The following is a 22,386-nucleotide window of genomic DNA, read 5'->3' on the forward strand; positions in this document are numbered from 1 at the left end:
CCGCCGGTGCGTTCCAGCCGGGGCCGCACGCCATGACATGCGGGGCTGGCTGCGCCAGGTATTGCAGGCAAAGGTCCGCGCCGATACCGGGAGGACTGCCTGCCCCCATTGCCAGAACTCAGCCAGCAAGTGGCGCCGGTATGATGCCATCAGCACTTTCGCCGAGCACAAAGGAACCCAGTGCGAATCGTCTCGTGGAACTGTTCTATGGCGTACTACAAGAAACGCCACCTGATTGAGGCGCTGCAGCCTGACGTCGTCATTCTCCAAGAGGTCGCCAAGAAAGACATTTCCGCGGCTGAACACCCCTTCGCTGCATGGACTGGCAGCAATCTGAACAAGGGTCTCGGAGTTGTTGGATTCGCCAACGCTCGCTACAAGATTTCAGAACACGCGGATCCTAACTTGCCTTGGCATCTTCCCTTTTCGATTGATGGCCTCAACGTCATTGCCCTTTGGGCGCATCAGTTGGATCGTGAGCTGAGGTACGTTCGCGTGACTCATGAGATCGTAGACCGCCACGCCGAATTCCTTTCCGGCGGCAACGCGTTGCTCATGGGGGACTTCAACAGCAACACGGTCTGGGACAGGGCGCATCCGGGGAGGAACCACAGCATGCTGGTCGGAAAGCTCACTGGGCTTGGGCTTAGCAGCGTGTACCACCGCGACGGGGTGAACGATCAAGGGGCGGAGCCGACGAAAACGTACTTTCACACCCGGAACCTCCGCTTCGGGCATCACATCGACTACGCGTTCCTGAGCGACGGCATCCCGGCCGATCTCCGAGTCGGAGTATCCGAAGACTGGTTGGGGCATAGCGACCACATGCCGCTGATCTTGGATGTCGCCTAGTGACACGTGGGTCAGGCGCCGACTCAGCGGCCTCCCTTCGCGCGGCACCAAATTACCAGCGGCATGTGGAGACTTTCCGCGAGCCCCGCGTGGACTGATCTTCGGGTCATTCCTTCGGGTGTTAAAAAGGACCATCTTGCCTGTCCGTGGGGAGACGGGACCAGGCCACAGCCGCCGCGAACATAGGAGACAGGGAAACGGTCCTCAGGACCAAGAAGCCTGTCCATCTACAGTCGTCCTTGTGAGATCGGAAGCTAGTTGGCGTTCCTCCAAGTAGGTGCCACTGAAGCGAGCCCTGCACGGTGGATCGTGCAGGGCTCGCTTCGTGAGCTTCGTCCATGGTTTGTAGCAGTGGCGCGGTCGTCTTTCACCACGGAAAAAGATTTGCCACGGACACGCCCACGCAGGGTCATGTTCGTTGCAGCCAGCATCTCCTCGAGCCGGCAATGAATGCCGCTTGGATCATCGTCCTATTTCCGGTGGCCCTCAAAGCTGGAGCCGCGGTAGACGGGTTGGTGTCACCGAAGATCGGGCCCGCGAAAACGACTAGTTGCCGGCCGTCGTCGGCTTCGTTCCCCTGCAGACAGGACTCCAGGCCGAGCCAGAGGTCCATTCCCTGGGTGAGTCCTGGACGATGAGAATGGCCAGGGGACGAGACATCCACACGCGCTCCGCCCCCCTCGGCCGTGGGTACCGCAGCTTCGACTTAGAACACGAGAACGAGGCACCCGGGGACCTGCCCTCGGCCGTCCGCACACATGAGGTTGGACAGTGCCGGGACCCGGACTCCGAACCCGCGTCCCGGAGCGGAATTCTTCCTCGCCCGGAGTGGTTCCAAGAGTATGGCCCTTCCCCTTCTCCGGATTTCCATTCTCGACCGTGCCAACGCACGGGACGGGTTTCCTGCTGCGGACGCCCTGAACCGGGTGCTGGAACGGGCCCAGCGGGCCGAGGAATGGGGTTACCACCGCTTCTGGGTTGCAGAGCACCACGCGGTGCCAGGCATTGCCGGTTCCGTTCCGGCCGTGCTGATGGCCGCCGTTGCTGCCCGGACGCATTCCATCAGGGTCGGTTCAGGAGGCATCATGCTCCCCAACCACCAACCACTCGTGGTGGCCGAACAGGCGGCCACGCTGGAGGCTCTGCATCCCGCACGGATCGACCTGGGCGTCGGCCGGTCTGTCGGTTTCACCCCGGCAGTCCGGAATGCGCTGGGCGCCGGGAAACAGGACGCGGAGCGGTTTGAAGAGCAGCTGGCCCAACTGCTGGCTTACCTGTCCGGAGCCGCGCCCATCACTGCCCGGCCGCGGAACGATTCGGCTACACCGGTATTCGTGCTGGCCACTGGTTCGGGAATCGATATTGCAGCCCGTGCGGGCCTGGCTGTGGTGCTGGGCGGGCCGGCCGTGTTCCGGACGGATCAGAACGGCACACTCCCGGCGCTGGAAAGGTACCGCTCACAGTTCCGTCCATCACGCTGGTTCGAGCGGCCCTATATCCTGGTTTCCGCCAACGTAGCAGTGGCCGCCACCCGCCAGGCAGCGAGGGAACTGCTTCTGCCCGAAGCCGTCGCGCAGGCCCGCTCCAGGACCACCGGCGAATTCGCTGCCTTGGCGCCCGTGGGTCCGACCGAGTGGGCCGGGCTGACTCCCCGGGAAAAGGAAGCGGTCGAAAGGAGCCTGTCCACATCGCTCTACGGCACGGCCTCCGAGGTGCGGACCCAAGTCCAGCACCTGCTCGCGACCTCCGGAGCCAACGAGTTGCTGATCACAGGCGGAGCCTTCGATGTCGCGGCACAGGCGGAATCCGACCGGATCCTGGCCGGGCTTTTCCCCCAAGACGAGCGCCGCAGCATGGACGACCGCCGTGGATTCGCGGCATCCCACTGACGCCCACCTGACTTGACGCCGCCTAGCGCCCTCCCAGCGCGAGCAGCCATTCCGGCCCGGCCCGGTCCTGTAAATGCGCTCTGGTGGAGGAGCTACTGCTCGGCGCCGCCGTGCAGGGGGTCGTTGCTGGCGTCGCTGTCTGGTGTTGCGCCGAGGTCCTCCGGGGGCAGGTCGATGTTCCCGATCGCCTCGGACATATTGGGCATTCCGGGGACGCTGTAAGTATCCGGAAAGATGCCGTGGGCTTGTTCCTCGATCAGGGCTTCCTCTTCGCTGAAGCGGATCTCGTTCGCTTCGTCGCCGACGTCGCCCGGGACGTCCTCGCTGAACTTTGACGGGTTCGGAACTATAAAGCCGTTGAAGCTGTCTTCGCTGCTGCCGGTCATTGGTTCATCCTTTCGTAAAGCCTCAATCACCTCAGCGTATGCCCGGCAGCTCAGGTATGACCCGGACGCGGCCGGGCGACTTTAAGGAGCGCTGGAGAGGGATAGGGTCAATGCGCACCCCGGCAGTGTGTATTGGGCTGCCCGGACGAGGGCGATCGATGCAATATTGACGGAGGACACGACGGCGCCGAAGAAGCAGCGCATACGGCCCCTGGATCCTGTGCGCTGTCCACAACCGGGGACGATTCTTATTCTTCTACCCTCTGGTCAGCAAAGGACGACCCCGCACCCGGTCCGGCGGAAGGGAATGCGGCGAGCGCGGCATGGGCTTTGCTCGACAGCACTCGCCCTCATCATTCCAGCGGTCATCCTTGCGTTCTCATTCGGAACCGCACCCGCACGTGGTGCCGTCGCGGGCGGCCTTACGGGGGGCTCATCATCATCTGGCCATATCTAGCGGGCCAGGGGACAGCATCCAAGATTGGGAGCTAAGCAGGGTGGAACAGCCGTCCACCCGACTCCCTCCAGAAGTAGCTGTCCCATCCGTAAAGAGCCAGTTCGCTTCGCAGTCTTACTGGGTGTGTCCCTATTCGGGTTGTGAGTGCACTCATCTGCCGTTGATCGAGCCTCTACTGAACACGCCCGCGACAAGGAGCCCCGCGGCTGTGGGCAGGTTCGCCTCCACGCGGCCGCCTTTACACGTGGTCGAGCAGATGATCGCGCGGTGGGGTCTGGCTCGTACGAGTGCGCCTTTCGTGGGTGATGACAGTGGCGGCTAAGGCGATGCTGAGGCCAACGACGGTCTCGAGGGCCCGCTGAGTCAGGAGGGTGCCGATCGAGGCGGGCAGCATGAGATCGCCGAGCAGAAGGGCCATCGGGGTGAAGAAGACCAGGCCGAGGCTGTAGTTGCGCCCGGTTGTCAGCTCGGTGCACGCCTGGAGCACGGCGATCACGATGATCGCGGCATAGCTGCTGGGGTGGGCGGCCAGGACGAGGGCTGCGACGCCGAGGCCGGCGGCGGTGCCGATCACCCGCTGGGCAGCGCGCGTGAGGCTGGCGTGCAGGTCGGGTGCCGACATGGGGACGGATGCCGTGACGAAGGTCCAGTAGGGGTGGCCGATGCCGCTGGTCGCGACGGCGAGGGCGGCGGCGGCGATACCGAGCAGATAGCGGGCGGCGTGGCGGCCCACCGGGTCGGACGGGCGTAGGCCGCGCCACGACAGCCGATACCGCACCGGGTCGCCGCCGTCGCGGGCGGTGCGACCCGGGAGGGCGAGCAGCAGTGCGAAGACGGCCGCGCCAGTCGCAGCGAGGGCGGCTGCGGGCACCGTGCTCAGCGCGATCGGGACCGTGGCCGAGGCTGTAAGGGCGAAGACCGGGTTGAGAGCTCCGGCCGGATGCCATCGGCCCAGCTCGGCTAGCACTACCGCGACGCCGGCCCAGGCGGCCGCGACCGGGACGAGCAGCCAGAGCCGGAACGGGACGGTCGCCACTAGGGCGCCGACGATGACGCCGACCACCATCACCAGACCCGCCTGCGCCTGCATGGCTAGGCGTACCCGAGCCGGCTCGTGTCGGCCGTACAGGGCGGCGAAGGCACCGATCGCCGCATACAGCAGCAGGTCGCCGCGACCGGACGCCAAGCAAGCCACCAGCGGCACGAAGATAGCCAGGCTTGCGCGCAGGGCGGTCCAATGGGCGCCGGCATGCGGGCCCAGGTCGAAGACTGCCGCCCACCAGGACTGCGTGGGGGTGGCCTGCGTCATTTTAACCTTCCAAGGTGGTACAGGAATGAAGTACCTCAAGGTTACTACACCTATGAACTACTATTGTGGTTGACCGAGGCGACCGCCACGGGGGCGCGGAGGAGCCGGATGGATCAGGACGCAGACGGCCTGCCCGCTCATGGCGACGCCGTGGACCGGATGCAGCGTGAGTGGGCCCGGCTGCGCCCGGACCTGAACTTCACCAGCCTCGGGGTGATCCACCGCGTGCTGCGCGCTTCGCGCCTCATCCTCGAAGCCAGCGACGCCTTCCTCGCCGACTACGGGCTCACCCGCGGCGAGCTGGACGTGCTTTCCGCGCTGCGCCGTACTGGCGAACCTCTGAGCCCAACGACGCTGGCCCAGACGCTGCTCGCCCCCCGCTCCGCGATCACCATGCGGCTGAACGCCCTCCAGGCTCGGGGACTGCTGAGCCGGACAGCCAACCCGGCCGACGGCCGCTCGTCCCTGCTCGTCCTCACCGACACTGGCGCCGCGCTCGTGGACGAGGTGATTCCCGCCCAGCTCGCCCTCGAAGATGCCCTACTCGCCGAAGCCCCGGCCTGGGCCATCGAGGGCTTGGTCGATCCCCTGCGGGCACTGACCTCCGTGTGGGAGCAAGGACGCGGCCACCAAGCCGGGTCCAGCAAGGACCGGCGGAACGGCGCGCTCGAGCCCTCCGGATGAGCCGCAGGAGCGCGCGCTTCGGGTGAGCATCAGCCGACGCGCTACCGGGCTCCGCGTGGTAGACCACCAACGGCGCGCTGCTCCAACCTGAGGACGAAGAGCTACCGCGCGATGCGCGGTGGTCATCAGCCCTGCCGACTCCCGACGCCGGCAGCTTGTTTAGGGGACTATTTGCGCAACGCTGCCCAGGCTTGGAAACCGCCGATAAGGTCGGTCGCGCGGGTCAGTCCCAGCCGTCGCAGGGTGTGTGCAGCGAGACTGGAGCTGTAACCTTCATTGCAGACCACCACGATCCGCCGTGCGGGGTTGTCAGCGATCGGGAGCCGGTGGGGGCTGGAAGGGTCCAGCCGCCACTCGAGAACGTTTCGGTCAATAACGACCGCTCCCGGAAGATCACCGTCGCGGTCTCGCTGATCGACCGGCCGCGTGTCGACAACGAGGGCGCCCGCTGCCATCTCTCGCTCAAGATCCGAAGCGTGAACACGCTCGAGCCCCATGCGGCTCTCAAGTAGTAATTCGTTGATCGTAAGCGTTGCAGGGGAAGCGCTCGGATCTAGGACCCGTTGGCAGATCGGAACGCCGTCATCGGAGATTTCACACTGCGTCACGGTTTTCCTCGCTCTGCCTGCTGATCCGTCTGTCGTTCCACCCCAAGCGGAACCATGAGCTATTTTGGTCATCAATCCAAGGGCATGGAGGGAATCATGTCAATACACGTCAGTCATGCAATACGGCCATGCCCGGCCTCTCTCGGCGGAGTCGGCCCGTGCCGCGGGATGAGGTGCGAGGCTGGGGCCCCGCGGGAATAAGAACCCCTAACAAGAGGTTGGACCGTGGTGTGAAAAACATCGGATTCCTGTCCTTTGGCCATTGGACCGACCACCCGGAGTCCGGCACGCGCAGCGCGTCGGACGCGCTGTTGCAGGCGATCGATCTTGCGGTCGCGGCCGAGGAGCTGGGGGCGGACGGCGCGTACTTCCGCGTCCACCACTTCGCGCGGCAGTACGCCTCCCCATTCCCGTTGCTCGCCGCCATCGGGGCACGGACCAGCCGCATCGAGATTGGTACCGGCGTGATCGACATGCGCTACGAGAACCCGCTCTACATGGCGGAGGACGCCGGTGCGGCCGATCTGATCTCGGGCGGCCGGCTGCAGCTGGGCATAAGTAGGGGTTCACCCGAGCAGGTCATCGACGGGTGGCGTCACTTCGGCTTCGCCCCCGCCGAGGGCGAGTCGGACGCCGATATGGGCCGCAGGCACACCGAGCGGCTGCTCGAGGTGCTCACTGGCGAGGGCTTCGCGGCGCCGAGCCCCCGCCCGATGTTCCCGAACCCTCCGGGCCTGCTGCGCGTGGAGCCGCATTCGGAGGGCCTGCGTGAGCGCATCTGGTGGGGTTCCGGCTCGAACGCCACGGCTATCTGGGCGGCGAAGCTCGGAATGAACCTGCAGAGCTCCACGCTCAAGGATGACGAGAGCGGCAAGCCCTTCCACGTCCAGCAGGCCGAGCAGATCGAGCTCTACCGGCAGGCCTGGAAGGAGGCGGGGCACGAGCGGGAGCCGCGCGTTTCGGTCAGCCGTAGCATCTTCGCCCTGACGGACGAGCGCGACTGGCAATACTTCGGCCGCGACCGCCGCAGCTCGGACCAGGTGGGCAACATCGACGAGAATACGCGCGCGGTATTTGGCCGGTCCTATGCGGGTGCCCCGGATGAGCTGGCCGCGAAGCTGGCGGAGGACGAGGCGGTCGCCACGGCAGACACCCTACTGCTCACGGTCCCGAACCAGCTCGGTGTCGACTACAACGCCCACGTCATCGAGTCGATTCTGAAGTATGTGGCGCCGCAGCTCGGCTGGCGCTGACCCCGCGTGGCAGCTTCCCCCTGGGAGACTGCTGAATTAGTGGCGTGGTTGGCTGGTGCTGTACGCGTGCCGGAGCGCCCCCTTTGAGCGCGAGCAAGGCCAGCCCCAGCATCTCGAGCCCAGTCCAGGCGAGCGTCCCGCCCCAAATCTCGGCGGAGAAGCTGAGGGCCCCATCGTGGAGTGCCACACCGGCGAAGTAGGCGGCCCAGAACACGACGGGCGAGAGTGCTGCCGCGGTCATGAGCCTTGCCTGGTGGCCCGGGGCCGGGCGGACCGCCGCCCACACCACTCCCACGAGCAGGGAACCGACGAGGGCCACCGGCACGAGCCAGGCGTCCCGCATCGCGACCATAAGCTGCATCGCTACGGAGGGTACGAGTGCCGTGGCCGCGGGCACCGCTGCGTTCATGTGCCAGCGTAGCGACAGCAACAGGACGGGCACGAAGAGCACGGCCGTTGAGACGAAGAACGATCCCAAGGCGACCAGGATGGCCGACGACGTCGGAGCCGTCACCGCGGGCTGGGCTGCGGAGCCGGTGTACGTCTGGACGAGGCCATGGCGCGCGAAGACAGCGAATTCCTGCAGGATGAACGCCGCAACCATGCCCGAAAGCATCGCGCTCACGACGGCCGGCACCAGCTGTGGCCGTGACCGCTCTGGCGCGTGCCATGCGGCGGAAAACGGCGCGCTGAGGATCAGGAATGCGCCCGCAGCAAGTCCCAGATGGGACGGGCTGAACAGCGCCTTGAGGTTCTGCTCAATTCCGAAGACCGAATGCCAGGCGAAGTCGGCCACCCCGGAGGCAAGGAAGAGGAAGACGCCTGCAGCGGCGGGTCCGTAGCCGGCCGGGATCGCTTCCGTCCACCGCATGCCCGGTGCGTGCCGGCGCCACGTCAGGGCGGCGAGCCAGAGGGCGCAGGCAGCAAAGCCCGAGTAGAGGACCGCGTGCCAGGGCGTGAAGAAGGTCTCAAGGTCGTGGAGGTTGTTGTGGGCCCAGCCGTCCACGTACGTCCCGCCGAGGAGCCAGACCCCGGCGGCGAGGGTGATGGTGTCTTCAGCGACCGTCGTGGGACGGTGCACTGAGACCTGCGGAATGGCCAAGGCGTTGGCGGCTGCGGCGTCCATGGTTCCACAGTAGGACTCGCCGCCTTTGGGGGCGAGAGGCTAAAAGCCCGGGGGTCACCGCACCACGGTGCGGTGACCGGCATCCAGACGCCGGGTCCAGCCGCGCGAGTCCAGATATTCAAGCAACGGAACCGCGACCCGTCGAGTCGTCCCGAGGGCCTGGCGTGCCTGGCTGGTGGTGAAGGGCTGCTCCAAGCGGGCCAGTTCGCGCATCGCCAGGGCCGGGGCCGTAGGCAGCAGCACCACCCCGTCGCGCAACCGCAAGAGCCGCCCGGTGCGCTCGCCGGCAGCGAGCTCCCGGGCGCCCAGGCCCAGCGCGGCCAGCTCATCGGTTTCCGGGGCATGGAAGGCGTTTGCAGTGAGCCTGCGCTCCAGCTCCGCCACCGCCGGCCCGGCGGCGCCAAGGTTGCCTTGGGTCCCTGGCAGCCGGACGTGGCCGCCCTCCTGTTCGAGACCTGCTTCGCGGATGACCGGGTCAAGAAGCCGCTCATCGGGCAGTTGGAGAAGGTCCCGGGCCGCGCCCCGGGAAAGGCCCGGGGCGAGAGGCTCGCGCTCCTGCAGTTCCCCGAGCGCCGTACGCAGCCGACGCTGCCATGCCTCGAAGAGGGGAGCGTGCACCCACCAGTCGCCGAGAACCTGGACGCCGGGTGGTGCCGCCTCGTGCGCAGACAATAGCCCGAGCCGACGCAGGTGCTCTTCCTGCACGGCCCCGCGGCCTGCCACTTCCCCAAGCACGTCTCCGGCGGCGTCCATGCCTGCGAGCCGCTCAGCCCAGTGGACGCCGTCCCCGCGCCGCCGCAAGGCTGGCGGATCGGCGTCGAGCACCTGCGCGCCGCCAAGCACCGAGCGGGTCCCGGGGTCCCTCAGCACCAGACGGTCTCCGAGAACGAGCGGCAGGCGCCGGTCCAGGACAAGCCGGGCGTGGTCGGCACCGAAGGGACGCAGCCGGGCCGGCACGGCAGCGGTTCCGGCATGCACCATGAGCTGCTCCGGTACGTCCGTGTAGGCCACGCCGGTTGTGCGCCGGATGCCCAGGACGCCCGTGACGGGCCACGCGTCGGGGGTCAGCAACGCGTCTCCCCGTCGGACGTCGGCGGCGGAAACATCGCGCAGGTTCAGTGCCACCCGGTTGACCGGCCCCAGCGAGGAGTACGACGTGTCGCGGCTTTGCAGGCCGCGGACCACGACGGACCGTGAACCATCGTGGCCAAGCAGCTGCAGCCGGTCACCTTGAGCAAGTGTTCCCGCTGCCAAAGTTCCGGTTACCACGGTTCCGGCACCCTTGATGGTAAACGAGCGGTCCACCCACAGCCGGAGCCGGCCTGTAGTGGCGGGGGCGGGCACCCCGGCCAGAACGCCGTCGAGCGTGGCACGCAGTTCGGTCAGCCCGGTGCCCTCGATGGCAGACACAGCCACTGCGGGCGCATCCGCCAGGCCTGTCCCGGCCAGCTCTCTGCGCGTCCGGGCAAGCACTTCACCAACCTGCCCGGGTGCCCGGTCGGTGCGGCTGATGACTACGACGCCGTACTCGATGCCCAGCGCCGCGACGGCGTCCCGGTGGTCGCTTGACTGCGCCTGCCAGCCTTCATCGGCAGCGACGACGAAGCAGACGACGGGAGCGGGTCCGATTCCGGCGAGCATGTTCCCGAGGAATCGTTCGTGGCCCGGTACGTCCACGAAGGCAACATCCTGCCCCGAAGGCAACGTGGTCCAGGCGTAGCCCAGGTCAATGGTCAGCCCACGGCGCCGCTCTTCCTCCCAGCGATCCGGTTCCATGCCGGTAAGCGCGCGCACCAGCGTGCTCTTGCCGCAATCGACGTGTCCGGCCGTGGCAACGACATGCACGGTTCAGCCCGCCCTGCCTGCATCCGAATCCGTGAGGGTCGCCAGCGCCTGGCGCACCGCGTCGAGTATCCGGTCATCGTCCTCTTCGGGCACGCAGCGCAGATCGAGCAGGCAGGAGCCGTCATGGACGCGCGGGAGCACGGCCGGGTCGCCGGTTCGCAGGGGCGCCGCGAGCGCTTCGGGTAGCCGGAGCGCCCACCCCTGCAGTGCCACGCCGGGCGCTCCGCCGCCGCCGACCCGGCCGTCGTGCGCGACGACCGGTACCCCGAGTGCCGCGGCGAGTCGGCCGGTACGGTTCCGCAACCACTCCGGGTCCGCGTGCAGGGCCCGGACAACCGGCGGTGCTTCACCCGCGACCGTCGCCTCCAGCGCCGCGAGGGCCAGTTTATCGGCCCGCACTGCTCGGGCCAGCGGGTGGCGTGCCAGCCGGGAGATGATCTCCGTCCGGCCGAGCAGCAGACCGGCCTGTGGTCCGCCCAGGAGTTTGTCGCCGCTGGCGATCACGACGTCGGCCCCGCTTGCCAGCGCGGTGGCAGCGTCCGGTTCTGCGGGAAGAAGCGGATCGGGCGCCAGCAGTCCACTGCCGAGATCGGCCACGAGGGCGACCCCGTGCGCCGCGGCGAGCCTGCTCAGTTCGTCCAATGGAACAGCGGAGGTGAATCCGTCCACCCGGAAGTTGCTCGGGTGGACCTTGAGGAGGCAGCCGGTGGCTGGTCCGATGGCGTCGGCGTAGTCCCGCAGGTGTGTGCGGTTGGTCGTGCCCACCTCGTGCAGTGTCGCGCCCGTTGATTCGATCAGGTCGGGAAGCCGGAAGCCGGCACCGATCTCAACCAGTTCGCCGCGGCTCACCACCACCTCCCGGCCCGCGGCGAGGGCCGTGGTGGCCAGCACCAGCGCCGCAGCCCCGTTGTTGACCACCAGAGCGTCCTCGGCAGCGGGACAGGCGGCGAGCAATGCGGCCCGGGCACCGGCGCCGCGGCGGGCGCGGCTGCCGGTTGCCAGGTCGAGCTCCACGTCGACGTAGCCGCTGGCTGCGACAAGAGCTTCGACCGCGGCCGCGGACAGCGGGGCGCGGCCGAGGTTGGTGTGGACGACTACGCCGGTTGCGTTGAGCACCGGGCGCAGGGTGGTCGCCCTGCGTGCGGCGACGGCGGTGAGCAGGGCCGGTTCCACCTGGCCGGGAGCGAGTTCACCGCGCCGCGCCCGCTCCTGGGTTTGCCGGACGAGTTCACCGATGAGTTGTGCACTCAGACGACTCCGGGCCGCGCGGACGGCCGGCAATGCCAGCAGATCGTCGGTGCGCGGAATCAGGCGGCGGGGATCGACCTGGTCCACACAGTCCCTCTTCCTTCCGCGGCATTGCGTGACGGTGGTTGGCGGAGGCGGACGGGAATCGAACCCGCCAGGCCGAGATACTCAGCCTCACCGGTTTTGAAGACCGGGGGGCCCACCAGGACCCGGACGCCACCGCGTTCAATGTAGCAGATTGCCCCCGGGGGTAGCCTAGGGGTGTGAAAGAGACCGAGACGTCTATTCCGCAGCTCAAAAACGACGGCGTCGGCGCAGTCCGGCTCACCGGCTATGCCCACGGTGGGGGCTGCGCGTGCAAGATTCCGCCCGGCGAACTCGAAGAAGCGGTGCGCGGCCTTACCGGCCAGCCAGGAGCGGACGTGCTGGTGGGTCTTGACAGCGGCGACGACGCAGCCGCCGTCCTGGTGCGCGGCGACCTGGCGGTATTGTCCACCGCCGACTTCTTCACTCCCGTGGTCGACGACGCCTTTGACTGGGGCCGGATTGCTGCCGCCAACGCGCTCTCTGACATTTACGCCATGGGCGGCCGCCCGATCATGGCAATCAACCTCGTCGGTTGGCCCCGCGGCGTGCTGCCGCTCGAGTTGATGACTGAAGTGCTCCGCGGCGGCCTGAGCGTCGCCTCCGAGGCGGGGTGCCCGGTGATTGGCGGGCATTCGATTGACGATCCCGAGCCGAAATACGGCATGGCGGTCACCGGCGTCGCCCATCCGGACCGGTTGCTGCGCAACGACGCCGCCCGGCCCGGGCTGCCGCTCACCCTCACGAAGCCGATCGGCGTCGGACTGCTCAATAACCGGCACAAGCAGACCGGTGAAGTGTTCGCGGAAGCCGTGGCGACGATGACGCGCCTCAACCGCGACGCCGCCGAGTCCGCGGTGGCGGCCGGCGTGCGGGCGGCCACGGACGTGACGGGTTTCGGGCTGCTTGGACATTTGTACAAGATGTGCCGCGCCTCCGGAGTGGGGGCAGTGATCGACCGGGCGGCGCTGCCACTCGTCGAGGGCGCCCGGGAGGCGTTGCGGGACGGCTTTGTCTCCGGCGGGACGCGGCGCAACCTCGATTGGGTTCGACCGCACCTGCAGACCGAGGCGGGCGTCACTGAAGACGATCTGCTGCTGCTTGCCGATGCGCAGACTTCCGGCGGCTTGCTCGTGGTCGGCGAGGTGCCAGGCTATCCAGTGATCGGGCATACCGTCGTCGGTCAGGGCATCGAAATCCGCTGAACCCGGGATCTCCTGAACCCACGGTCCTCTAGATCAGCATCCCCTAGAGCACAGCGGACTCGTCAGCCGGCAGTGGTGATCGAGTCTCCGGTGATGCCGGCGGCGCGGCGGGCGGCGAGACGGTTCTTCTGCGGTTCGATCGTATACCGCGGGTCCCGAGCCGAGGCAAGGCCGGCCTCGAACACCCCGAACCGGGTCAGCCCCGAGGCGGCCAGCAGTGCCAGTCCCGAGGCCGCGGCCACCGCCCGGTTGCGTCCGCCCAACAGTGCCCCCAGTCCGCCCGCAGCGGCTAGCCGCTCGCTCCATTTCAGCATGACACCGGCCTTGCCCTGATGCAGGGGCTCGGCGACCACCGGGTCCATCCGGTGCTCCATCACCCGCATGGCCACCACGTCACCCATCACGCCCAGCACCGCAAGTTTCCGGGCCGGGCCCGCCTCCTGTACCGGAGTCGTGATCATCGCGAGCCCGGCAGAAGCGAGGGCCGCGGAACTCACGAAAACGAAGGGCAGTTCCTCGTGCGCGGCGTTCCAGGTGGGGGTGGCCGTGTCACCGAGCAGGACCGCCGTGTACGCCGCCAGCGGTCCGGCGAAAAACGCGGCCTCGAAGCCGGCCGGTCCCTCGACCGCGTACAGCAGGTTCCGCAACGGCCCCAGCGGCAACCGCGCTCCGGTCATCCGATCGACCTCCGCTGCCGCCGAGACCGCCGCGCCCACGCTGAATGCGCTGAGAATCCACGAGCCCACACTCATCGGCGAGGTCAGTTTGATGGTCCGCAGCATGTTCAGGAAGCGCTCCGGCCTGCCCAGATCCTTCAACAGCGCAATGGTGCCCATGCTTACTGCCGTCAGGGCACTCAGCCGGGCATTCCGGCGCAGCGTCGGCCGCCCGGTCAGCTGGCCGCCGAGACCGAGCAGTGCAGAGCCGGCCGCCACGCCGCCAAGGAACAGGTAGGCGGCCACATCTTCGGTCCAGGGTGCCGGTTTGACCACGGGACGGCCGTAGTACGAGGTGAATTCCGGCTCCGGGACCATAGGCATTTCTCGGGAACCGTCACCGCCGTCGCGGCGGCCGGTGCCGCGCTTGCCGCCAGCCCGACGCCGGCGGGCAGGTTCGGGCGGCCGAAAGCTGTCGAACTCAGAGTGGGTCACGCGCGCCCTCCCAGGAAAGCCAGCGCCGCAGCGGCGGCCATGCCGGCGACGGCCATGCCGGCCCGCCGGTACATCTGCGGCAGATCGGCGGTTGGCACTCTCGGATCCGGCGGAAGCCCGTACACTTCCGGTTCGTCGAGCAGGAGGAAGACCGCTCCGGTTCCGCCGACGCCGTCGAGCTCGTTCGCACCATAGAGCCTGGCTTCCGTGAGTCCCTGCTGGTGCAGGGCGGCGACCCGTTCCCGGGCCGTCTCCACCATGTCGTCATGGTTGCCGTACTTGATGGACGTCGTCGGGCAGGCTTTAGCGCAAGCGGGCGTCTCATCGTCGACCAGCCGGTCGTAGCACAGCGTGCACTTCTGGGCGACGCCGACGTTGGGGTCGGCGGGCTGCTTGGCGTGCGGCTCCTCCCGCTGGGCGGCCACCGCCACCATGCCGTCGCTGCGGCGTTCAATCACGCCGAAGGGACACCCGGCCACGCAGGTGCCGCAGCCGTTGCACACATCGTCCTGGACCACCACCGTGCCGAACTCGGTGCGGAACAGCGCTCCGGTCGGGCAGACATCAAGGCACCCGGCGTGCGTGCAGTGCTTGCAGACATCGGAGGACATCAACCAACGGAAGTCTGCCGTGTCCGGCGGCGTCGTATCCACATTCGCCAGGTCCGCCCCGGCGGACGCCGCCGTCGGGGGAGGCCCGATGCGGGGCATGCCGAGGTTGACCAGCGCGCGCCCGGATTCCCGCGCCTCGGTAATGCGTTCCTGGCCCTGTTCAACGAAGGCAACATGCCGCCAGGTGCTGGCGCCGAGTCCTCCGGTGTTGTCATAGGAGGATCCCAGCAGCTCCAGGTTCCCGTCGTGGGGGTTGTGGTTCCACTCCTTGCAGGCCACTTCGCAGGCCTTGCAGCCGATGCAGATGGAGGTGTCTGTGAAGAACCCCTTGCGCGGCTGCTGGTCCTCCCACCGGGCATCGGCGGCGGGGTCGGTCGGTCCGGACAGCTGGCCCATCTAATCCTCCAACATCGAGTCGGCATCCGGAACGGTGCCGCCCGGATCGGTAACGAGTCGGTTCCCGGTCTCGGTCGTCGCTCCGGCCCGGGCCTGGTACTCAGCAACCAGGGCAAGCAGCTCCGCCCCGCGGGGCCGGCGGCCCGGACGGATGTCACAGGAGGCGGCCTTGGATTCCTGGATCTGGACGTTGGGGTCCAGCGTCACGCCCAACAGGTCATTGGCCGCGTCACCGCTGACCACAGCATCCGCTCCGACGCCCCAGTGGTACGGCAACCCGATCTGATGGACGGTGTGGCCGCCGACGGCCAGCGGTTTCATCCGCTCGGTGACGAGCACCTTCGCCTCGATGGCGGAGCGGGCCGAAATGATGGTGGCCCACCCGTACGGCTCAAGCCCGCGCTCAGCGGCCAGCTCGGGAGAGACCTCGCAGAACATTTCCGGCTGCAGCTCCGAGAGGTACGGCAACCAGCGGCTCATTCCGCCGGCCGTGTGGTGCTCGGTCAGCCGGTACGTGGTGAAGACGTAGGGATAGACGCCCGCGCCACTGGTACCGGCGCTTGGTGCACTGAGGTTGTCTGCGCGGGGGTACACCAGCCGGGCCGGATTTTGCTGCTGCGGGTAAAGGCCATTGGCCACCGGCGATTCCTGCGGTTCGTAGTGGGTGGGAAGGGGACCGTCGACGACGCCCTTCGGCGCGAACAACCATCCCTTGCCGTCTGACTGCATGATGAAGGGATCATCTCCTGTCAGGGCGGCCGGACCACCGAGATCCGGGTCGGGTTGGCTGCCCGGAGCAAGGTCAACCGGGAAGTCGGGAACGTCGTCTCCGACCCACCGTCCCTGCTCCTGGTCCCACCAGATGTATTTCTTCCGCTCGCTCCACGGTTTACCGGCCGGGTCGGCCGACGCCCGGTTGTAGAGGATCCGGCGGTTGGCCGGCCAGGCCCAGCCCCATTCCGAGGCGGCAGGCCCTTGCTCATGGCCCGGTTTCCGGTTGGCGGCATGGTTGATGCCGTCGGCGTAGACGCCGGTGTAGATCCAGCAGCCCGCCGACGTGGAACCGTCGGCGCGCAGCTCTGTATACGCGGAGAGCGGTTTGCCTGCGTCCGGGCCGCTGAGGTGGCGGCCGTTGATCTCGGCCAGCACCGCCTCGCCGTCGGGCTCGCCGTGTTCGTCGGTGGGGTAATCCCAGGTGAGGTCGAGCAGCGGACGGTCGCGTTCATCCTCCGAACCCGCCAGTTTTTCGCGGATCCGCTGGCCCAGCTCAAAGAAAAACTGCAATTCACTTTGACACGCACCAGGCGGTGCCACCGCCTGGTGCCGCCACTGCAGCAGCCGTTGGGTCTGCGTGAACGAGCCGGCCTTTTCGACGTGGCTTGCTGCAGGCAGGAAGAACACTTCGGTCTCGATGTCTTCGGTGCGCAGTTCTCCCGATTCGATCTCCGGGCCGTCCTTCCACCAGGTCGCCGACTCGATGAGGTTCAGGTCGCGCACCACCAGCCACTTCAAGTGCGACATGCCAAGGCGTTGCATCCGGCCGTTAGACGAGCCTACGGCGGGGTTCTGTCCGAGCAGGAAGTAGCCCTCCACCTTGTCCTCGAGCATGTCCATCACCGTCTGGTACGTGCCGTGCGCTCCGGTCAGTCTGGGAAGGTAATCGTAGGCCCAGTCGTTCTCCGCGGTCGCGGCGTCGCCCCACCAGGCCTTCAGCAGGCTGATGACGTAGGAGTCGGCGTCCGCCCAGAAGCCCTTCTGCTTCTTCGACGCGATCGCATCCAGGTATTCGCTGAAGGTGTCGTGGCGTCCGGCGCTGGGCATCGGCAGGTAACCGGGCAGCAGGTTGAACAGGGTTGGAATATCCGTGGAGCCTTGGATGCTTGCATGCCCGCGCAGGGCCATAATTCCGCTGCCCGGGCGGCCCACGTTGCCGAGCAGAAGCTGCAGGATAGCGGCGGCCCGGATGAACTGCGCTCCGAGCGTGTGCTGGGTCCAGCCGACGGCGTAGGCAAAGCACGTTGTCCGTTCGCGCCCCGAGTTTTCCGTGATGGCGTGGGCCAGATACTCGAAGTCCTTGGCGTTGATGCCACACATGTCCTGGACCATCTCCGGGGTGTAACGGGCGTAATGGCGCTTCAGGATCTGGAAGACGGTCCGGGGGTCCTGCAGGGTATCGTCACGTTGCACTTGGGCGTGTTCCAGGGCGGGGCCGCCGCTGCCGAACTGGTCTCCCGCGGCCCGATCCGACGCGTGGGAGCCGTGCTCGGTGCCCGCCCCAGCGTCCCCGATGGTGCCTCCGCCCTGTTCCGCGTACGACCATGACGCCATGTCGTATGCTCCGGTTTCGGGATCATAGCCGGAGAACAGGCCGCCAAGGTCCTCGGCGTCGCGGTAATCGGCGTGAACCAGCGTGGCCGCGTTCGTATAGGCGCTGACGTACTCCTTGAACCACAGGTCGTTGGTGATCACGTAGTTAATCAGCGCGCCCAGGAGGACAACGTCAGAGCCGGCCCGGATGGGGATGTGCTTATCCGCGACGGCCGAGGTGCGCGTGAACCTGGGGTCGACGTGGATGACCTTCGCTCCGCGGGCCTTGGCCTCCGCAACCCACTGGTATCCCACAGGATGGCATTCGGCCATATTGGAACCCTGAATGATGATGCAGTCGGCGTTGGCCATGTCTTGCAGTGATTGCGTCGCACCACCGCGTCCAAACGAGGCTCCCAAACTGGGAACCGTGGAGGAGTGTCAAATGCGGGCTTGGTTCTCGATTTGCACTGCTCCGGCAGCCGTGAAGAGTTTCTTGATCAGGTAGTTCTCTTCGTTGTCCAGAGTTGCCCCGCCGAGCGAGGCTATGCCCATGGTGCGTCGAAGCAGCCGGCCTTTTTCGTCTTCTTGCTGCCAGGTCCGGCGGCGGGAGTCCACGAAGCGGTCCGCCACCATGTCGATGGCAGTTTCCAGATCCAAATGCTGCCACTGGGTGGAGCGTGGCGCACGGTAGAGCACTTCGGTCTGCCGGCCCGGCGAGTTGACCAACTGCTCGCTCGCAGAGCCCTTGGGGCACAACCGGCCACGGGAAATCGGCGAATCGGGATCGCCTTCGATCTGAACGACCTTTTCGTCCTTGACGTAGACCCGCTGTCCACAGCCCACGGCACAATACGGGCACACGCTCTGCACGACGCGGTCTGCAGTGGCCGTGCGCGGGGTGATCTCCCTCGTCCGCGGGGAGGTTACCGCCGGGCCGCGTCCCAGCAGATCGCCCGTACTGAACTGCCGGACGACCGGCCACTGAAGAAAACTGCGCCGAGCCATGGCAGGAGCCTACACAATCCGGGGCCCCAACGACAGGGTGTCGATGAAGCGTTCCGTGCTGCCCCTCGCCTTCGACGTTTCAGCGGGCCGTTGGAGTGCACGGCCGCCGTTATCCAGGCGAGCCGTCGAACAAATCCGGAGAAGTCCTGGATAAGTACGGCTTGTCCGCATCGCGGCGCCGGGACCCGCGGGCCGGACATTGTGGGCCGAAGTCCGAGCTAATGCTTGGCCGTCGGGTGCCGGAAGAAAACCCCTGCCGAGAGGGTCCGGCAGGAGATTCCGGACGTAGTATCAGCGCATACGGAAGAACTGAGGTGAGCAGATGAACACCGACGCGTCACAGATGGACGGCCCTTCCGGGCAGCCAGGACAGGGCGGGAGTGGCAGCGGCGGACTGGCCACACGGCTCAGCGACCTGGCCAGGGAGCTGCAGCACGAACATGATCCGGACAGGGTGCTTGCCGGGATAGTGCAGGCCGCCGTCCAGCTCATACCCGGCGCCGCCGATGCGTCCATCAGCGTGGTCACTGGCCGGAAGAAGGTCGATTCACCGGTCGCTTCGGGAGACCTTCCCCGCAGGGTTGACGCTCTGCAAAGCACATCCGGACAGGGGCCGTGCCTGGACGCGGCCTACGAAGACCGGATTGTGCGGGTGCCCGACCTCAGCAGTGAGACCCGTTGGCCGGCCTTCTCCCGCGGCGCCGTTGAGCTTGGGGCGCGCAGCATGCTTTCAATCCAGTTGTTCGTCGAAGGCGACCGGCTGGATGCGTTGAACCTGTATGGCGCCAGTCCGAACGCTTTCGACCTAGAGTCGGAGCAAATTGGGCTGCTCGTCGCTGCCCACGCAGCGGTGGCCTTCGCCGACTCCCAGAAAATCAGCCAGCTCAATGAGGCGCTGGTCTCCCGCCAGCTCATCGGCCAGGCCGAAGGCATCCTCATGGAGCGTTACAAACTAACCGCCCAGCAGGCCTTTCTGGTCCTCTCCCGCGCCAGCACCACTTCCAACACGAAACTGCGTGAGGTGGCAGAAAACCTGACCAGTAGCGGAGAAATGTCGACCGAAATACCTCCGCGTCCAAAGTAGGGCAGTGCCGCGGCAGATCGTCAGTTCGCGCCTGCCCCGTCCCCGGAGGGCTCATCGTCGCGCGGTGCGCCGCCCCGGCGCCTGACTACTTCCTCATCGACAAGGAGAAGGAGCTCGCTGGCGCCGGTCCGGCCGCCGAGGCTCTGCGCCTGACGCAGTGATTGGCGCAACTTCAACAGGTCTTCAGCGGGCACGAACGGCCATCTCCCGAAATGGTGGAATATCCGCTCGTGGTAGCCGGAGCTGCTTAGTTCCATCACGCGGCCGTCCGCGTTGGGGCACTGGGGCGGCACCCGGCGCGTGGGTGATGGCTGCGAATGGTCCGGGCCCCGGCCTGGCTAAGGGCGGGGAGCGTTTCAGGGCAATCCACGAGGAGCTGGTCAAGATCAAGCAGGACGTCAAAGCCGGGCAGGACGCGCGTCGCGCGTCGCACCACAGCAAGGAGGCCTTAAACGTTCCTGGGGGTCAACCGGCCGGTGGGTCGAAGGGTAACGGCGGCGGCGTCCATGTCGACGGCGACAGTTACGGAGAGTTTCGCGGGCATACAGTGTGTCCTCTGGAAAAGAACGGAGGCCACTGCCTGACCTCTTCCAGAGTATCGGAGTATGGCTGGAACGGACCCGTTGTGACGACACTATTCCCGGCGGCGTCAGCGCGCCGACGGTCGGTCGCCGGGCTGCGACCAGCGCCTGCGACGGTCCGACGAGTTGATCCGCCCGCGGATCTGCCCGCTAGCTGCGGCCGCCGCACGACGGCGTCACCAGCCGCCGCGCGTTGGGGTGTGACCCTTCCGGGCGTCGTCGGGCATCGGCATTTCGGCCCGCAGGCCCAGGAGCCGGATGGGCCGGCCCGCTTCGATGGCGGCCGCAAGGTCCAACGCCTGCGCGAGGATCTCGTCCCGGTCGAACGTCTCGGGAATCTTCCTTGCGTGGGTCTTGGTGACGAACGGCGCGTACCGAACCTTCAAGGTCAGCCCAATGACGGGTCGTCCTTCGGCCGCAACATCCTCGAGGACGCGCGCTGTCAGCTCCCTGACAGCGCCGGCCACCTGGGCTGCCTCGGTCAGGTCGTGCTGGAAGGTGGTCTCCCTGCTGTGACCGCGGGCAACCCACGGGGTGGCGTCCACCACGCTGGTGCCGTCGCCACGTGCCAGCTCCGCGTACCAGGGACCCATTCTGGGGCCGAACTCCGGGACCAGGTCCTGAGGGTCGGCGGCGGCGAGCTCGGCGACAGTGTTGATGCCGAGCTTGGCCAGCCGGCCGGACACCTTGGTTCCGACGCCCCACAGCTCCTTGGTGGGCAGGCTGCCCATGACCTCGAGCCAGTTCTCGGAAGTGAGGCGGAAGACGCCGGCCGGCTTGCCGAAACCGGTGGCCACCTTGGCACGGACCAGGGTGTCGCCGATGCCCACGCTGCAATGCAGCTGCGTTTGCTCCAGGACGGCGGCCTGCACCTGCCGGGCGTAGGCTTCCGGATCCTCTGACTCGATGCCGACAAAGGCTTCATCCCAACCCAGCACCTGGACGGTGGCGCCCGGCTGCGCGCGCAGGGTAGCCATCACCGTTTCAGACGCCGCGAGGTATGCCTCGTGATCGACGGGCAGGATCACGGCGTCGGGCACTTTCCGGGCCGCAATGCGCAAGGGCATTCCGGATCCCACCCCGAACGCCCTGGCTTCGTAGGACGCGGTGGAGACCACCGCCCGTTCCGTGGGATCGCCGCGGCCGCCGACGATGATCGGCTTGCCCGCAAGCTCCGGCCGCCGGAGCACTTCGACGGCGGCGATGAACTGGTCGAGATCGACGTGCAGCACCCACCGGATTCCGTCCACGCCACCAGTCTGCCCTAAACATCACCGGCAGGCATCGGCCGCAGCAGTCGAGTTTGCGGCGCCGGTCCGGGGAAGCTAGCCCTCACTATGTGATTCACGAAGCTTGAACCTTCAAGTAAAGCCGACTAAGCTGAAGGCATGACTTCGACACTCGACCGCCCTCCGGTTCTTTTCCTCAGCCATGGCGCGCCGCCGCTGGCTGACGACGCGACGTGGACGGGTGAACTCAAGAATTGGTCCGCCACCTTTGACAAGCCCAAAGACATCCTGATGGTGTCCGCCCACTGGGAGAACGCCCCGGTCACCCTCAGTGCCACCGGGCGCAACCCGGGACTGGTCTACGACTTCGGCGGGTTCGCCCAGAAGTACTACGACGTCACGTACGACGCCCCGCAGGCTCCCGGGCTGGCCGCCGAGGTGGAGAAGCTTGTGGTCGGCCATGGCCATCACGTCGAGCGGGACGAGAGCCGCGGCCTGGACCATGGCGCCTACGTCCCGCTCAAGGAGATGTTCCCGGACGCGGATGTACCGGTGGTGCAGATGTCGATGCCCACCCTTGATCCGCAGGGCCTGTTCGATCTGGGCAAGTCGCTGGCGCCGTTGCGGGACCGCGGCACGCTGATCGTCGGATCCGGCTTCACCACACACAACCTGCGCTGGTTCAACCCCGCCGGGGGACCCGACAGCACCCCGCCGTCGGTCTCCCGTGAGTTCGACCAGTGGGCCGAGGAAGCGATGGCGCGCGGCGACGTCGACTCTATCCTGGACTTCCTGCACAAGGCCCCGGCAGCCCGCGAGGCGCACCCCCGCAGCGAGCACTGGGCACCGCTGTATGTGGCGCTTGGCGCGGCCTACGAGTCCGGCGACCTGCAGGCCAAGACCGCCATCGACGGGTTCTGGTTCGGCCTGTCGAAGCGCTCCTGGACCCTGACCTAAGCCAAGAAACCGGCTGCGGGACTTCCTCCGGTCCGTTCTCCGGGTGTCCCGCCCTTCTTCCAATCTACCGCGCCCTAAAGGGCTTGCGGCAAGGCCCCCTTCATGCTTCAAACTGG

Annotated in this window: 17 protein-coding genes and 1 tRNA gene; 7 read left to right on the top strand and 11 right to left on the bottom strand. The window is 67.1% G+C overall.

Features of this window, described 5'->3' with window-relative positions:
• Positions 1-180 precede the first annotated feature (180 nt).
• Both AC1DBD_RS05070 and AC1DBD_RS05075 read left to right on the top strand, forming a co-directional pair.
• Entirely contained in the window at positions 181-852 is a 672-nt protein-coding gene (locus AC1DBD_RS05070) for an endonuclease/exonuclease/phosphatase family protein (protein WP_476981558.1), read from the top strand.
• Positions 853-1,694: 842 nt separating this feature from the next.
• Positions 1,695-2,741, top strand: a complete 1,047-nt coding sequence (locus AC1DBD_RS05075) for an MsnO8 family LLM class oxidoreductase (RefSeq protein ID WP_476981559.1) — start codon at positions 1,695-1,697, stop codon at positions 2,739-2,741.
• Positions 2,742-2,833: 92 nt separating this feature from the next.
• Here AC1DBD_RS05075 and AC1DBD_RS05080 read toward each other — a convergent pair whose 3' ends face one another.
• Together AC1DBD_RS05080 and AC1DBD_RS05085 are read right to left on the bottom strand one after the other, a co-directional pair.
• Positions 2,834-3,127, bottom strand: a complete 294-nt coding sequence (locus AC1DBD_RS05080) for a hypothetical protein (RefSeq protein WP_476981560.1) — start codon at positions 3,125-3,127, stop codon at positions 2,834-2,836.
• Between the two features lie 695 nt (positions 3,128-3,822).
• On the bottom strand, positions 3,823-4,932 hold the full coding sequence (locus tag AC1DBD_RS05085) for an FUSC family protein (RefSeq protein WP_476981561.1): 1,110 nt from the start codon (positions 4,930-4,932) through the stop codon (positions 3,823-3,825).
• Positions 4,933-5,001: 69 nt separating this feature from the next.
• Between AC1DBD_RS05085 and AC1DBD_RS05090 the strand changes: the two genes are divergently transcribed.
• Positions 5,002-5,577 carry a MarR family winged helix-turn-helix transcriptional regulator gene (locus tag AC1DBD_RS05090; RefSeq protein WP_476981562.1) on the top strand — a complete coding sequence of 192 codons (576 nt, stop codon included), beginning with the start codon at positions 5,002-5,004 and terminating at the stop codon, positions 5,575-5,577.
• A 167-nt stretch (positions 5,578-5,744) separates the two neighbouring features.
• Here AC1DBD_RS05090 and AC1DBD_RS05095 read toward each other — a convergent pair whose 3' ends face one another.
• Positions 5,745-6,257: a rhodanese-like domain-containing protein gene (locus tag AC1DBD_RS05095; protein ID WP_476981563.1), complete on the bottom strand. Its 513-nt coding sequence runs from the start codon at positions 6,255-6,257 to the stop codon at positions 5,745-5,747.
• Positions 6,258-6,415: 158 nt separating this feature from the next.
• On the opposite strand from AC1DBD_RS05095, the gene AC1DBD_RS05100 reads away from it, so the two are divergent.
• On the top strand, positions 6,416-7,438 hold the full coding sequence (locus AC1DBD_RS05100; RefSeq protein ID WP_476892404.1) for an LLM class flavin-dependent oxidoreductase: 1,023 nt from the start codon (positions 6,416-6,418) through the stop codon (positions 7,436-7,438).
• Here AC1DBD_RS05100 and AC1DBD_RS05105 read toward each other — a convergent pair.
• The 4 genes from AC1DBD_RS05105 to AC1DBD_RS05120 form a co-directional block, all read right to left on the bottom strand.
• On the bottom strand, positions 7,389-8,564 hold the full coding sequence (locus AC1DBD_RS05105; protein ID WP_476981564.1) for a hypothetical protein: 1,176 nt from the start codon (positions 8,562-8,564) through the stop codon (positions 7,389-7,391). The genes AC1DBD_RS05100 and AC1DBD_RS05105 overlap by 50 nt on opposite strands.
• Before the next feature lie 54 nt (positions 8,565-8,618).
• Complete coding sequence (gene selB / locus AC1DBD_RS05110; protein ID WP_476981565.1) at positions 8,619-10,409, bottom strand: selenocysteine-specific translation elongation factor; 1,791 nt, start codon at positions 10,407-10,409, stop codon at positions 8,619-8,621.
• Between the two features lie 3 nt (positions 10,410-10,412).
• The gene (selA, locus tag AC1DBD_RS05115; protein WP_476981566.1) at positions 10,413-11,744 is read right to left on the bottom strand and encodes an L-seryl-tRNA(Sec) selenium transferase; all 1,332 of its coding nucleotides are present in this window, start codon (positions 11,742-11,744) and stop codon (positions 10,413-10,415) included.
• Between the two features lie 39 nt (positions 11,745-11,783).
• Positions 11,784-11,878 (bottom strand) — tRNA-Sec (locus tag AC1DBD_RS05120).
• A 42-nt stretch (positions 11,879-11,920) separates the two neighbouring features.
• On the opposite strand from AC1DBD_RS05120, the gene selD reads away from it, so the two are divergent.
• Complete coding sequence (gene selD / locus AC1DBD_RS05125) at positions 11,921-12,946, top strand: selenide, water dikinase SelD (RefSeq protein ID WP_476892408.1); 1,026 nt, start codon at positions 11,921-11,923, stop codon at positions 12,944-12,946.
• 62 nt (positions 12,947-13,008) lie between these two features.
• Here selD and nrfD read toward each other — a convergent pair whose 3' ends face one another.
• The 3 genes from nrfD to fdh are packed head-to-tail and all read right to left on the bottom strand — an operon-like array spanning position 13,009 to position 18,419.
• Positions 13,009-14,097 carry an NrfD/PsrC family molybdoenzyme membrane anchor subunit gene (nrfD, locus tag AC1DBD_RS05130; RefSeq protein WP_476981567.1) on the bottom strand — a complete coding sequence of 363 codons (1,089 nt, stop codon included), beginning with the start codon at positions 14,095-14,097 and terminating at the stop codon, positions 13,009-13,011.
• Positions 14,094-15,104, bottom strand: coding sequence for a 4Fe-4S dicluster domain-containing protein (locus AC1DBD_RS05135; RefSeq protein ID WP_476981568.1), 1,011 nt, complete (start codon positions 15,102-15,104; stop codon positions 14,094-14,096). The genes nrfD and AC1DBD_RS05135 overlap by 4 nt, the downstream gene beginning before the upstream one ends.
• Complete coding sequence (fdh, locus tag AC1DBD_RS05140) at positions 15,105-18,419, bottom strand: formate dehydrogenase (RefSeq protein WP_476981569.1); 3,315 nt, start codon at positions 18,417-18,419, stop codon at positions 15,105-15,107. It abuts the gene before it with no gap.
• Positions 18,420-18,741: 322 nt separating this feature from the next.
• Here fdh and AC1DBD_RS05145 point away from each other — a divergent pair, with 322 nt between their 5' ends.
• Positions 18,742-19,503, top strand: a complete 762-nt coding sequence (locus AC1DBD_RS05145; RefSeq protein ID WP_476981570.1) for a GAF and ANTAR domain-containing protein — start codon at positions 18,742-18,744, stop codon at positions 19,501-19,503.
• Between the two features lie 757 nt (positions 19,504-20,260).
• On the opposite strand, the gene AC1DBD_RS05150 is transcribed toward AC1DBD_RS05145, so the two are convergent.
• Positions 20,261-21,334, bottom strand: a complete 1,074-nt coding sequence (locus AC1DBD_RS05150) for a DNA polymerase IV (protein ID WP_476892413.1) — start codon at positions 21,332-21,334, stop codon at positions 20,261-20,263.
• Between the two features lie 138 nt (positions 21,335-21,472).
• On the opposite strand from AC1DBD_RS05150, the gene AC1DBD_RS05155 reads away from it, so the two are divergent.
• Complete coding sequence (locus AC1DBD_RS05155; protein WP_441417629.1) at positions 21,473-22,270, top strand: dioxygenase family protein; 798 nt, start codon at positions 21,473-21,475, stop codon at positions 22,268-22,270.
• Positions 22,271-22,386: the final 116 nt, after the last annotated feature.

The organism is Arthrobacter sp. 10T419, from assembly GCF_056394105.1.

What these genes read in the sequence shown, in the direction of transcription:
- AC1DBD_RS05075 (WP_476981559.1), top strand. Translation starts at nt 1,695, where the DNA reads ATGGCCCTTCCCCTTCTCCGGATTTCCATTCTCGACCGTGCCAACGCA.
- AC1DBD_RS05080 (WP_476981560.1), bottom strand. Translation starts at nt 3,127, where the DNA reads ATGACCGGCAGCAGCGAAGACAGCTTCAACGGCTTTATAGTTCCGAAC.
- AC1DBD_RS05090 (WP_476981562.1), top strand. Translation starts at nt 5,002, where the DNA reads ATGGATCAGGACGCAGACGGCCTGCCCGCTCATGGCGACGCCGTGGAC.
- AC1DBD_RS05095 (WP_476981563.1), bottom strand. Translation starts at nt 6,257, where the DNA reads ATGACCAAAATAGCTCATGGTTCCGCTTGGGGTGGAACGACAGACGGA.
- AC1DBD_RS05105 (WP_476981564.1), bottom strand. Translation starts at nt 8,564, where the DNA reads ATGGACGCCGCAGCCGCCAACGCCTTGGCCATTCCGCAGGTCTCAGTG.
- AC1DBD_RS05135 (WP_476981568.1), bottom strand. Translation starts at nt 15,104, where the DNA reads ATGGGCCAGCTGTCCGGACCGACCGACCCCGCCGCCGATGCCCGGTGG.
- AC1DBD_RS05145 (WP_476981570.1), top strand. Translation starts at nt 18,742, where the DNA reads ATGAACACCGACGCGTCACAGATGGACGGCCCTTCCGGGCAGCCAGGA.
- AC1DBD_RS05155 (WP_441417629.1), top strand. Translation starts at nt 21,473, where the DNA reads ATGACTTCGACACTCGACCGCCCTCCGGTTCTTTTCCTCAGCCATGGC.